The following is a 13878-nucleotide window of genomic DNA, read 5'->3' on the forward strand; positions in this document are numbered from 1 at the left end:
AACGACATGGTCAGCGAAGAGAAACTGGTCGAGTACCTGCGCCGGGTCACCACCGAGCTGCACGAGACCAGGTCCCGCCTGCGGGAGCTGGAGGACGCGCGGCACGAGCCGGTGGCGGTGGTCGCGATGTCCTGCCGCTTCGCCGGCGGCGTACGGTCGCCCGAGGAGCTGCGCGACTTCGTGCTCGCCGGCGGCGACGGCATCGGCGACTTCCCCGCCGACCGTGGCTGGCAGCTGGAGGGCCTCTTCCACCCCGACCCGGGCCACTACGGCACCAGCTACGTCAGCCAGGGCGGCTTCCTGCACGACGTGCCCGACTTCGACGCGGCGTTCTTCGGGATCAGCCCGCGCGAGGCGCTGGCCATGGACCCGCAGCAGCGGGTGCTGCTCGAACTGTCGTGGGAGGCGCTGGAGCGCGCCGGCATCGTGCCGGAGACGCTGCGCGCCAGCCGGACCGGCGTGTACGTGGGCGTGTCGAGCGAGGACTACATCTCCGGCATGCCGCGCGTCCCCGACGGCTACGAGGGCTACGCCACCACCGGCAGTCTCACCAGCATCATCTCCGGCCGCGTCGCGTACACCCTCGGCCTGGAAGGCCCGGCCGTCACCGTGGACACGGCGTGCTCGTCGTCGCTGGTGGCCATCCACCTGGCGGCGCAGGCGCTGCGGGCCGGCGAGTGCTCGCTGGCCCTGGCGGGCGGCGTCACGGTGCTGTCGACGCCGCTGATGTTCACCGAGTTCTGCCGCCAGCGGGCGCTGTCGCCCGACGCGCGGTGCAAGCCGTTCGCCGCGGCGGCCGACGGCACGGGCTTCTCCGAGGGCGCGGGCGTGCTGGTGCTGGAGCGGCTGTCGGACGCCCGCCGCAACGGGCACGAGGTGCTGGCGGTGCTGCGCGGCTCGGCCATCAATCAGGACGGCGCCTCCAACGGGCTGACCGCGCCCAACGACGTGGCGCAGGAGAACGTGATCCGGGACGCGCTGGCGACGGCCGGGCTGGCGGGCGGCGACGTGGACATGGTCGAGGCGCACGGCACCGGCACCCGCCTCGGCGACCCGATCGAGGCGGAGGCGCTGCTGGCGACGTACGGTCAGGGGCGGCCGGAGGAGCGGCCGCTGTGGCTGGGCTCGATCAAGTCGAACATCGGCCACACGCACGCCGCCGCCGGGGTCGCGGGCGCGATCCACACCGTGATGGCCCTGCGCGACGGCCAGCTGGCCCCGACGCTGCACATCGACGAGCCGACCCCGCACGTCGACTGGAGCGACGGCACCGTGCGGCTGCTGACGGAGCCCCGGGAGTGGCCGGAGACCGGCAGGCCGCGGCGGGCAGCGGTGTCGTCCTTCGGCGTCTCCGGCACCAACGCACACGCGATCCTGGAGCAGGCGCCCGACCCGGCCCCGGACGAGGACGCCGAACGCCGCGAGCGGCCGGGCGTGGTGGCCTGGCCGGTCTCGGCGCGGAGCGAGGCGGCGCTGCGGGACCAGGCCGCGCGGCTCGCGGCGTACCTCACGCGGCGGGCGCCGGACGCCGCCGACGTGGGCTGGTCGCTTGCCACCCGCCGCACGGCGTTCGAGCACCGGGCCGTGGTGGTGGGCCGGGACCGGGCCGGGCTGCTGGCCGGCCTCGCGGGCCTGGCGGACGGCGAGCCCGGCCCGGCCGTGGTGCGCGGCGTGGCCGGCGAGGTCGGCGCGGGACCGGTCATGGTCTTCCCCGGGCAGGGCTCGCAGTGGCGCGGCATGGGCGTCGAACTCCTCGACACCTCCCCCGTCTTCGCCGAACGCGTCGCCGCCTGCGAGCGCGCCCTGGCCGCGCACGTCGACTGGTCGCTGACCGACGTGCTGCGCGGCGCGCCCGGCGCGGCGGACATCGGCCGGGTCGACGTCGTGCAGCCGGTGCTGTGGGCGGTGATGGTGTCGCTGGCGGCGGTGTGGGAGTCGTATGGCGTGCGTCCGGCGGCGGTCGTCGGCCACTCGCAGGGCGAGATCGCCGCCGCCTGCGTCGCGGGCGCGATGACGCTTCACGACGGCGCGCGCGTGGTCGCGCTGCGCGCCCGGGCGTTGCGCGCGCTGGCCGGGGACGGTGCCATGGCGTCGCTCGGCTGCGGCGTCGAGGACTCCCGGGAGCTGGCCGCCGCGCACGCGCCCGAGGTGACGGTCGCGGCGGTGAACGGCCCGTCGTCCACGGTGGTGTCGGGCTCGCCGGAGCAGGTGGCGAAGCTGGTGGCCGCCGCGCAGGCGGACGGCCTGCGGGCGCGTGCCATCGACGTGGACTACGCCTCGCACGGCCCGCAGGTCGACCGCATCGAGGGCGAGCTGGCCGAGGTGCTGGCGGGCGTGTCGGGCGCCACCTCCCCGGTGACGTTCTACTCGACGGTGACGGGCGGCCGGATGGACGCCGCCGGCCTGGACGCCGGCTACTGGTTCACCAACCTGCGGCAGCCGGTGCGCTTCGCGGACGCGATCGACGCCCTGCTGGCCGACGGCTACCGGGTGTTCGTCGAGGCCAGCGCGCACCCGGTGCTGGTGCCGGGGATGCAGGAGTGCTTCGAGGCGGCGGGCGACGCGGGCGCGGCGGCCACCGCGCTGGGCACGCTGCGCCGCGACGAGGGCGGCCCCGAGCGGCTCTGCCGGGCGCTGGCGGAGGCGCACGTCGCGGGCGCGCCCGTCGGCTGGGACGCCTGGTTCGCGGCCGGACGCGCGGTGCCGCTGCCGCCGTACGCCTTCCAGCGGGAGCGGTACTGGCTGCCGACCGAGCCGGGCGCGGCTGGTGACGGCGCGGCGGTCATCGCGGGCGGCGGGCTGACCCCGGTCGGGCACGCGCTGCTGCCCGTGGCGGTGCGGCTGCCGGACGGCGGGCTGGTGCTCAACGGGCGGCTGCCGGAGGCGGGGCGGGCGGGCTGGCTGGGCGAACACCTGGTCGCGGGCGTCGCGCTGCTGCCCGGCACGGTGCTGGTGGAGTGGGTGCTGCGGGCGGCCGACGAGGCCGGGTGCGCGGGCGTGGAGGAGATGGCGCTCCAGGTGCCGGTGGCGCTGCCGGCGTCGGGCGGGCTCGTGGTTCAGGTCGTCGTGGACGCCGCCGACGCCGAGGGGCGGCGCGCGGTGCGGATCCACTCCCGTCCCGAGGAGGACGCCGGGCGGCCGGACGCGTGGATCTGCCACGTCTCCGGCACGCTGCTGGTGGGCGAGCCCGCACCCCCGCGCGGCCTGGACGGCGCGTGGCCGCCGCCGGGCGCGCGGCCGGTGCCGGTGGACGGCTTCTACGAGCGGGCCCAGGCGGCGGGTTACGGCTACGGCGCCTCCTACCGCGGCCTGCGCGGCGTGTGGTGGGACGGCGAGGACACCCTGGCGGAGGTGGTGCTGCCGGAGGAGGCCGCCGGGCAGGTCGGCGGCTTCGGCGTCCACCCGGCGTTGCTCGACGCGGCGATGCAGCCGGTGCTGCTGGCCGGGCACCTGGACGACGCCGCGGGCGCGGCCGGGTCGGTGCTGCTGCCGTTCATCTGGAGCGGGGTGTCCCTGTGGGCGGGCGGCGCGACCCGGGTCAGGGTCCGGCTGTCGCGGCTTCCTGGCGACGTGCTGCGGGTGCTGGTGGCGGACGCGACGGGCGCGCCGGTGCTGAGCGCGGAGGCGGTCGCGCTGCGCGAGACCAGCGTCGAGCAGCTGCGGGCGGCCAGCCGCGCGCGCGGCGCGCACGGGCTGTACGCCGTCGAGTGGACGCAGCCGGGCCCCCAGGCGGGGGCGGAGCCGGTGTCGGTGGCGGTGCTCGGCGACGGCCTGCCGGAGCTGACCGGCGCGGAGCGCCACGAGGGCGTCGAGGCGCTGTTCAACGCCGTGGCGGCGGGCGCCGCCATGCCGGACGTCGTGGTGGCGGAGGCCATCACCGGCCAGGACCCGGCCGGCGCCGGCACCGGCCTGGCCGCCGTCCGGCGGACCCTGACGCTGCTTCAGACCTGGCTGGCGCGGGCCGGGGACGAGAACGCCACACGGCTGGCCGTCGTCACGCGGTCGGCGATGCGGGCCGGGGACGCCGCCGGCACCGAGCCGGTCGACCCGGCAGCCGCCGCGGTCTGGGGCCTCGTCCGCAGCGCACAGACAGAACAGCCGGGCCGCTTCCTCCTCCTCGACCTCCCCGCCGACACCACGAGCCTCACGGCGGACGACACCGACGGCAACGCCACCGCCAAGGCCAGCGGCACGAGCCTCACCGCCCACAACAAGACAGACAGCACTCCCCCCGCCGCCGCGCTGCTCAACGCCCTGCGCGCAGCAGCCTGCGCAGCAGAACCGCAGCTCGCGCTGCGCGCCGGGCGCGCGCTCGTGCCGCGCATGGCGCGGGCGGACGGCGAGGCGGAGGCGGAGCTGGCGCCGCCGGCGGGCGAGCGTGCCTGGCGCGTCACGGCGGGCGGCGGCGGCACGGGCCCCGACGACCTGCGGGCCGAGGCGAGCCCCCGGGCCGCCGCCCCGCTCGCCCCCGGCCAGGTGCGGATCGCCGTCCGCGCCGCCGGCCTCAACTTCCGGGACGCGCTGATCACCCTCGGCATGTACCCGGACGCCGCCGCGACCATCGGCAGCGAGGGCGCCGGCATCGTCACCGAGGTCGCCGGCGGAGTCACCGGGCTGGCCGCCGGCGACCGCGTGATGGGCCTGTTCGACGACGCCTTCGGCCCGCTGGCGGTGGCCGACGCCCGCATGGTCGCACCCGTGCCGGACGGCTGGGGCTTCCGGGAGGCCGCCGCCGCGCCGGTGGCGTTCCTCACCGCCTGGTACGCGCTGGTGGAGCTGGGCGGGCTGCGCTCCGGCGAGACTGTCCTGATCCACGGCGCCGCCGGCGGCGTCGGCATGGCCGCCGTGCAGGTCGCCCGCCACCTCGGCGCCGAGGTCTACGCCACCGCCAGCCCGGCCAAGCACGGCGTGCTTCAGGCCATGGGCATCGACGCCGACCACCGCGCCTCCTCGCGCGACCTCCACTTCGAGAACGCCTTCCCTCGCATGGACGTCGTCCTCAACAGCCTCGCCGGTGACTTCACCGACGCCTCGCTCCGGCTCCTCCGCGACGGCGGCCGGTTCGTCGAGATGGGCAAGACCGACCTCCGCGACCCCGAGCAGGTCGCGCGGGGGCACGCGGGCGCCGCGTACCGGGCGTTCGACCTGATCGCGGACGCGGGCCCCGAGCGCATGGGGCGGCTGCTGGCCGCGCTGGGCGAGCGGTTCGCCTCGGGGGCATTCACGCCGCTGCCCGTCACCGCCTGGCGGCTCGGCCAGGCCCGGCAGGCGCTGCGGCACCTCGCGCAGGCCCGCCACACCGGGAAGCTCGTGCTGGACGTGGAGAAGGCCGCGCCCCCGCTCGACCCGGCCGGCACCGTGCTGCTGACCGGCGGCACCGGCACCCTCGGCGGCCTGATCGCCGAGCACCTGGTGCGCGCCCACGGCGTGCGGCACCTGCTGCTGCTCAGCCGACGCGGCCCCGACGCCCCCGGCGCGGCGGAACTGACCGACCGGCTGGCCTCGCTGGGCGCGGAGGTGCGGCTTGTCGCGGCGGACGCGGGGGACGCCGCCGCCGTACGGGAGGCCGTCGCGGGCGTCGACCCGGCGCACCCGCTGACCGGCGTGGTCCACGCGGCGGGCGTCACCGCCGACGCGATGCTGCCCGCCCAGGACGCCGAACGCCTCGCCGAGGTGTGGTCGGCCAAGGCGGCGGCAGCGGCCCACCTGCACGCCGCGACCGCCGGGATGCCGCTGGGCATGTTCGTGCTGTGCTCGTCCTTCGCCTCGACCCTCGGCACCCCGGGGCAGGCCAACTACGCCGCCGCCAACGCGTTCTGCGACGCCCTGGTGGAGCGGCGGCACGCCGAGGGCCTGCCGGGCGTCTCGGTGAGCTGGGGCCTGTGGGCCGCCGCGAGCGGGCTCACCGGCGGGCTGACCGAGGCGGACGTGGCGCGCATCGCGCGGCAGGGCATCGTGCCCACCAGCACCGAGGAGGGCGGCGAGCTGTTCGACGCGGCCCTGAAGCACGGGCGGCCCGCGCTGCTCGCGCTGAACCTCGACCCGCGCGCCCTGGCCGCGCAGCCGCCGGCGGCCCTGCCCGCACCGCTGCGGGGGCTGGCGTCCGCCGCCCGCTCGGCGAGCGGGGCGGCGCGGCCGACGGCCGCGGGCGGCGGTGCCGGAGCCGGGAACGCCAGCGGCGTCGAGGACTGGGCGGCGCGGCTGGCCAGCCTGTCGGTCGCGGAGCAGCGGCGGCTGATGACGGAGCTGGTACGGCGGCACGCCGCGACCGTGCTCGGGCACGCCGATCCGGCCGCCGTGCCCGCCGACGCGGCGTTCAAGGAGCTGGGGTTCGACTCGCTGACCGCCGTCGAGCTGCGCAACCGCGTCACCGCCGCGACCGGCCTGCGGCTGCCGGCCACCGTCATCTTCGACTACCCGGAGGCCGTGGCCCTGGCCGAGCACCTGCGGACGCAGCTGGCCCCGGCCGCCGCTCCGCGGCCGGCGGACGTCTACGCGCCGGTGCTCGGCCAGCTCACCGGTCTTGAGGAGACGCTGGCCGCCCTGGGCGCCGCGGCGGGTGCGAACGGCGACGGCGGCGGCCCGGCCGCGGTGACGGAGCGCCTGGAGTCGCTCCTCGCCGCGTGGAAGGCGGCCCACGCCGCCGCACCGGGCGCCGACGGCACCGGCCGCGCGGCGGACCGCCTCCAGGCCGCGACCACGGACCAGGTCCTGGACTTCATCGACAAGGAACTCGGAGTGCAATGAGCCCCAGCGAGGCGACGGAAGAGAAGCTGGTCGACTACCTCAAGCGGGTCGCCGCCGATCTGCACGACACCCGGGCACGCCTGCGCGAGGTGGAGGACGGGCAGCACGAGCCGGTGGCCATCGTCGCGATGGCCTGCCGGTACCCGGGCGGGGCCGCCTCGCCCGAGGAGCTGTGGGACCTCGTCGCCGGCCGCCGGCATGCGATGACGGCGTTCCCCGCCAACCGCGGCTGGGACCTGGAGCGGCTGTTCCACCCCGACCCCGGCCACGCGGGCACCACCTACGCCCGCGAGGGCGGGTTCCTGCACGACGCGGACCTGTTCGACCCGGAGTTCTTCGGCATCAGCCCGCGCGAGGCGGCGGCGGTCGACCCGCAGCAGCGGCTGCTGCTCGAAGTGGCGTGGGAGACGCTGGAGCGGGCGGGCATCGACCCGGTGTCGCTGAAGGGCGCGCCCGTCGGCGTGTACGCCGGGACGGCGCTGCCCGGCTTCGGCACGCCACACGTCGACCCGGCCGCCGAGGGCTACCTCGTCACCGGCAACGCGCCCAGCGTGCTGTCGGGGCGGGTGGCGTACACCCTGGGCCTGGAAGGCCCGGCGGTGACGGTCGACACCGCCTGCTCCTCCTCGCTGGTGGCGATGCACCTGGCGGCGCAGGCGCTGCGCGGCGGCGAGTGCGACCTGGCGCTCGCCGGCGGCGTGACGGTCATGACGACGCCGTACGTCTTCACCGAGTTCGCGCGGCAGCGCGGCCTGGCGGCCGACGGCCGCTGCAAGGCGTTCGCCGAGGCGGCCGACGGCACGGCGTTCGCCGAGGGCGTGGGCCTGCTGCTGCTGGAACGCCTCTCCGACGCCCGCCGCAACGGCCACCGCGTGCTGGCCGTCATCCGCGGCTCCGCCATCAACCAGGACGGCGCCAGCAACGGCCTCACCGCCCCCAACGGCCTGTCGCAGCAGCGCGTCATCCGCGCGGCCCTCGCCAGCGCCCGCCTCTCCCCCGCCGACGTCGACGCGGTCGAGGCGCACGGCACCGGCACCACCCTCGGCGACCCGATCGAGGCGCAGGCGCTGCTGGCGACGTACGGCCAGGACCGCCCCGCCGAACGCCCGCTGCTGCTCGGCGCGATCAAGCCCAACATCGGCCACACCCAGGGCGCCGCCGGGGTCGCGGGCGTCATCAAGATGGTCATGGCGATGCGGCACGCCGCGCTGCCGCCCCTGCCGCACGACGGCCCGCCGACGCCCGTCGTCGACTGGGACAGCGGCGCGGTGCGGCTGCTGGCCGGGCCCGAGCCGGTGCCGTGGCGGCCGGGCGACCGGCGGCGGCGGGCGGGTGTCTCGTCGTTCGGCATCAGCGGCACCAACGCCCACCTGATCCTGGAGGAGGCCCCGGAAGAGCCCGCCCCCGAGGAGGCCCGAGGGCCCCGGCCGCCGCGCGCCGCGGCCACGGTGCCGTGGGTGGTCTCCGCGCGTGGCGCGGCTTCGCTGCCCGCGCAGGCCGCCGCCCTGGCGGAGCACGTGGCCGCGCACCCGGACGTGCCGGTCGAGGACCTCGGCTGGTCGCTGGCGGCCGGCCGCGCGGCGCTCGACCACCGGGCGGTGGTACTGGGCGCGGACCGCGCGGAGCTGTGCGCCCGCCTCGCCGAGCTGGCGGACGGCGACGCGGGACACCCCGACGTGGTGCGGGCGGCCGGCCCGGCGCGCCTGGGCGGCAGCGCCTTCCTCTTCACCGGGCAGGGCAGCCAGCGCCCCGGCATGGGCGCGGAACTGTACGCCGCGTACCCGGCGTTCGCCGCCGCCTTCGACGCGGCGTGCGCGGCGCTCGACCCGCACCTGCGCCTCGCCCGCCCGCTGCGCGAGCTGGTGTTCGCGGCCGGCGCCGCCGGTGCGGCGGACGAGCTGCACCGCACGGACGCGACCCAGGCCGCGCTGTTCGCCGTCGAGGTCGCCCTCTACCGGCTGGTGGAGTCCTTCGGCGTGGCCCCCGGCTACCTCGCGGGCCACTCCGTCGGCGAGATCGCCGCGGCACACGTCGCGGGCGTGATGTCGCTGACGGACGCCGCCCGCCTGGTCGCCGCCCGGGGACGGCTGATGGCGGCGCTGCCGGCCGGCGGCGCGATGGCGGCCGTGGAGGCGCCGGAGGCGGAGGTCGCGCCGCTGCTGGCCGGGCGTGAGGACCGGGTGGCCATCGCGGCCGTCAACGCGCCGGAGTCGGTCGTCGTCTCGGGCGACGAGGACGCGGTCGAGGAGGTCGTCCGCACGCTGCGGGAGCGCGGGCGCCGCACCAAGCGGCTGAAGGTCAGCCACGCGTTCCACTCGCCGCGCATCGACCCGATGCTGGCGGAGTTCCGGCGGGTCGCGGCCTCGCTGACGTACGCCCCGCCGCGCATCGCCGTCGTCTCCAACGTCACCGGCGCCCTCGCCGGCGCCGAGCAGCTGTGCGAGCCCGACTACTGGGTGCGGCACGCCCGGCAGCCCGTCCGCTTCCGCGACGGCATCGCGGCGCTGCGCGCCGAGGGCGTCACCCGCTTCCTGGAGCTGGGCCCGGACGCCGTGCTGACGGCGATGGCGCGGGACTGCCTGGGGGACGGCGCGGCCGAGACGGTCCTGGCCACGGCGCTGCGTGGCGGCCGGGACGAGACCCGCACGCTGCTGACGGCCCTGGCCCTGCTCCACGTGGACGGCGAGGGCGTCGACTTCACCGCCGCGTTCCCGCCCGGCGCCTCGGCCACCGAGCTGCCCACGTACCGCTTCGACCGCCGCCGCTACTGGCGTGACGCCCCGCAGCCGGAGGCGGATGTCCGCGCGGCGGGCCTTGAGGAGAGCGACCACCCGCTGCTGCGGGCCGCGCTGGAACCGGCGGACGGCGGGCTGCTGCTGACGGGGCGGCTGTCGCTGGCCGGGCAGCCGTGGCTGGCCGACCACGCCATCGTGGACGCCGTGCCGCTGCCCGGCACCCTCTTCGTGGAGCTGGCGCTGCGCGCCGGGGAACGGGCGGGCTGCGCGGGCATCGAGGACCTGACGCTGGAGACGCCGCTGCTGATGCCGCCGACCGGGGCGGTCGACGTGCAGGTCGCGATGGGCGCGGCCGAGCCGTCGGGGCGGCGCGCCCTCACGGTCTACTCACGTCCCGCCGAGGACGCGGACGGGGCGGACGCCGGCTCCGGCGTCCCGCCGTCCGCCCCGTGGCGGCGGCACGCGACCGCGACGCTCGCCACCGCTCCCAGCCCGGACCCGGCCCCGGACCCGGCCGCGTGGCCGCCGCCCGGCGCGGTCGCGGTCGACGTCGACGCGCTGTACGAGCGCCTGGCAGGCGAAGGCTACCGCTACGGCCCGGCGTTCACCGGGCTGCGCGCCGCCTGGCGGCTGGGCGAGGAGATGTACGCCGAGGTGGCGCTCGGCCCCGGCGAGCGCGGCGACGCCGCCCGGTACGCGCTCCACCCCGCGCTGCTGGACGCGGCGCTGCACCCGATCGGCGAGCTGTTCACGGGCGAGGACCAGGCGGGCGGCGCGCCCGGCACGGTCCGGTTGCCGTTCTCCTTCGGCGGGCTGCGGGTCGTGGCGGGCGGCGCGTCCCGGCTGCGTGTGCGGACCACGCCGACCGGCACGGACAGCGTGACGCTGCGGCTGTCCGACGAGGCGGGCGCCGAGGTCGCCACGATCGAGAGCCTGACGCTGCGGACCGTCCCGGCCGAGCGGTGGCGGTCGGCGACGGCCACGCCCGGCGGGCCGCTGCCGCTGTACCGGCTGGAGTGGGAGCCGTTCGCGCTTCCCGCCGCGCCGCCCGAGGCCGGCGCCGACGTGCTCCTGACCGGCGAACTTCCCACCGCGATGCGCCTGACGCGCCACCCCGGCGCGACCGGCGGTCTGATCCTGCTGAGCGTCGGCACCACCGACACCACCGAGGGGGACGCCGAGCCGCCCGCACGGGTCCGCGCCGCCGCGCACGGCGTTCTCGCGCCGCTGCGCGAGGTGCTGTCGGACGACGCCGACGCCCGCCTCGCCGTCCTCACCACCGGCGCTGTCGCGACAGGCCCCAGCGACGCGCCGCCCGGGCTGGCGGGCGCCGCGGTCTGGGGCCTGCTGCGCGCCGCCCAGGCCGAACACCCCGACCGCATCGTCCTGGTCGACACCGACGACACCCCCGCCTCCCGCGCCGCACTGCCCGCCGCCATCACCGCCGCCGAGCCGCACCTCGCGCTGCGCGAGGGGCAGGCGTACGCGCCCCGCCTCGTCCGAGCCCCTCTCCCCGAGCAGACGCCGCCGCCCCCGCTCGACCCCGCGGGCACGGTCCTCGTCACCGGCGGCACCGGCTCCCTCGGGCGGCTGGTCGCCCGCCACCTCGCCGAGGCACACGGCGCCCGCCACCTGCTGCTGGTCAGCCGGAGCGGCCCGGCCGCCGACGGCATCGAGGCGTTCGCCGCCGAACTGGCCGAGCTGGGCGCCGAGGTGCGCGTCGCGTCCTGCGACATCACCGACCCCGAGGCCCTGGCCGCGCTGCTCGACGCCATCCCCGGCGCCCATCCGCTGACCTCCGTCGTCCACACGGCGGGCGTCCTCGACGACGGCCTCGTCACCTCCCTCACGCCCGGGCAGCTGGAGGCCGTGCTCGCGCCGAAGGTGGACGCCGCCTGGCACCTGCACCGGCTGACGCGGGACGCCGGCCTCGCCTCCTTCGTCCTCTTCTCCTCCGCCGCCTCCGTACTGGGCAACGGCGGGCAGGGCAACTACGGCGCGGCGAACGCGTTCCTCAACGCCCTGGCCGAGCGCGTCCGCGGCGACGGCACCCGCGCCGCCTCGCTGGCCTGGGGCCTGTGGGGCGGCGGGGCGGGCATGACGGAGCACCTGGCCACCGCCGACCTGGCGCGGATGGCGCGCTCGGGCACCGCGGCGATGCCGCCGGAGCAGGGTCTCGCGCTGTTCGACGCGGCGCTCGCGACCGGCGACGCCGTGCTGGTGCCCGCCAGGTTCGACCTCGGCGTGCTGCGCGAGCAGGCCGCCGCCGGGACCCTGCCGCCGCTGCTGCGCCGCCTCGTACGCGCGCCCGCGCGCGCCGCCGTGGCAGCCGTGGCAGCCGTCCAGGAGCCGTCCTCGCTCGCCGGGCGGCTCGCGGGGCTGCCCGAGGCCGAGCAGGACAAGCTCATCGGCGCGGTGCTGCGCGGCCGGATCGCGGCCGTGCTGGCGCACCCCGAGCCGGAGTCCATCGAGCTGGGCCGCACCTTCCAGCAGCTGGGCCTCGACTCGCTGACCGCGCTGGAGCTGCGCAACGCCCTCCACGCCGCGACCGGCGTACGCCTGCCCGCCACCGCCATCTTCGACTACCCGACGCCCGAGACGCTGATCGGCCACCTGCGTACCGAACTCCTCGGCGCCGCACCCGCCATCGCCGCCCCGGCCCCCTCGCCGACGCGGAACGCCGACGACCAGGACCCGGTCGTGGTCGTCGGCATGGCCTGCCACTACCCCGGCGACGTCCACTCCCCCGACGATCTGTGGCGGCTGGTGGCCGACGGCGTCGACGCCATCGGCCCGTTCCCGCAGGACCGCGGCTGGGACGTCGCGGAGCTGTACGACCCCGACCCCGAGCGGACCGGCAAGAGCTACACCAGCCAGGGCGGATTCCTGCGCGACGCGGCGCTGTTCGACGCCGGGTTCTTCGGGATCAGCCCGCGCGAGGCGCTGGCCACCGACCCGCAGCAGCGGCTGCTGCTGGAGACGGCGTGGCAGGCGTTCGAGCACGCCCGCATCGACCCGGCCACGCTGCGCGGCAGCCGGACGGCGGTGATCACCGGAATCATGTACGACGACTACGGGTCACGGTTCCTCGGCCGGATACCCGAGGGCTACGAGGGCCAGATCATGACCGGCAGCACGCCGAGCGTGGCGTCCGGCCGGGTGGCGTACACCTTCGGGCTGGAGGGCCCGACCCTGACCGTGGACACCGCCTGTTCCTCCTCGCTGGTGGCGATGCACCTGGCGGCGCAGGCGCTGCGCGGCGGCGAGTGCGACCTGGCGCTCGCCGGCGGCGTGACCGTGATGGCGACGCCGAACACCTTCGTGGAGTTCTCGCGGCAACGCGGCCTGGCGGCCGACGGCCGGTGCAAGCCGTTCGCCGCCACGGCCGACGGCACGGGGTGGGGCGAAGGCGCCGGCCTGCTGGTGCTGGAACGTCTCTCCGACGCCCGCCGCAACGGCCATCGGGTACTCGCTGTCCTGCGCGGCTCCGCCATCAACCAGGACGGCGCCAGCAACGGCCTCACCGCCCCCAACGGCCCCTCCCAGCAGCGCGTCATCCGCGCCGCCCTCGCCAGCGCGGGCCTTGCGCCGGGCGACATCGACGCCGTGGAGGCGCACGGCACCGGCACCACGCTCGGCGACCCGATCGAGGCGCAGGCCCTGCTCGCCACCTACGGCCAGGGCCGCCCCGACGAGCACCGGCCGGTGTGGCTGGGCTCGATCAAGTCCAACATCGGCCACACCCAGGCCGCGGCGGGCGCGGCCGGCGTCATCAAGATGATCATGGCCATGCGGCACGGCGTACTGCCGCCCACCCTGCACGTGAACGAGCCCTCCCCCCACGTCGACTGGGAGAGCGGCAACGTCCGGCTACTGACGGAACCCGCCGACTGGCCGGAGACCGGCGCGCGTCCCCGCCGCGCCGCCGTCTCCTCCTTCGGCATCTCGGGCACCAACGCCCACCTCATCCTCGAACAGGGCCCCGACGAGACACCCGCCGAGGCCCCGGCCGCCACGCCCGGCCTCGTACCCTGGCCGCTCTCCGCCCGCAGCGAGGAGGCACTGCGCGCCCAGGCCACCCGCCTGGCCGACTGGCTGGACGGTGCCGACGCCCCGGCGCCCCTCGCCGACACGGGCCGGTCGCTGGCCACGACGCGCTCGGCCTTCGAACGCCGCGCGGTCGTCCTCGGCAGTGACGACCGGGAGATGGCCGAGGCCCTCAACGCCCTGGCCCTGGGCGCGCCTCACCCCAACCTGGTCACGCACGCCGCCGACGCTCTCGCCCCCGGGAAGGGCCAGACGGTGTTCCTGTTCTCGGGTCAGGGGAGTCAGCGCCCTGGTATGGGGGCGGGGTTGTACGCGCGTTTCCCGGTCTTCGCGGAGGCGTTCGACGAGG

General features: G+C 77.4%; 2 protein-coding genes. Both read left to right on the plus strand.

The genetic code is table 11. From position 1 onward, the window contains the following. Positions 1-6 precede the first annotated feature (6 nt). A complete protein-coding gene (locus ACH4U7_RS50520; RefSeq protein WP_398534511.1) occupies positions 7-6747 on the plus strand; it encodes an SDR family NAD(P)-dependent oxidoreductase in 6741 nt (2246 codons plus the stop codon). Positions 6748-6773: 26 nt separating this feature from the next. Further along, the coding region (locus ACH4U7_RS50525) for a type I polyketide synthase (RefSeq protein WP_398534512.1) at positions 6774-13878 on the plus strand (7105 nt) is incomplete at its 3' end.

The sequence above is a fragment of the Streptomyces sp. NPDC020845 genome (genome assembly GCF_044334165.1).
Taxonomy (GTDB): domain Bacteria; phylum Actinomycetota; class Actinomycetes; order Streptomycetales; family Streptomycetaceae; genus Streptomyces.

Bases quoted from the DNA above. Each gene is read 5' to 3' on its own strand.
- ACH4U7_RS50520 (WP_398534511.1), top strand. From the start codon at position 7: ATGGTCAGCGAAGAGAAACTGGTCGAGTACCTGCGCCGGGTCACCACC.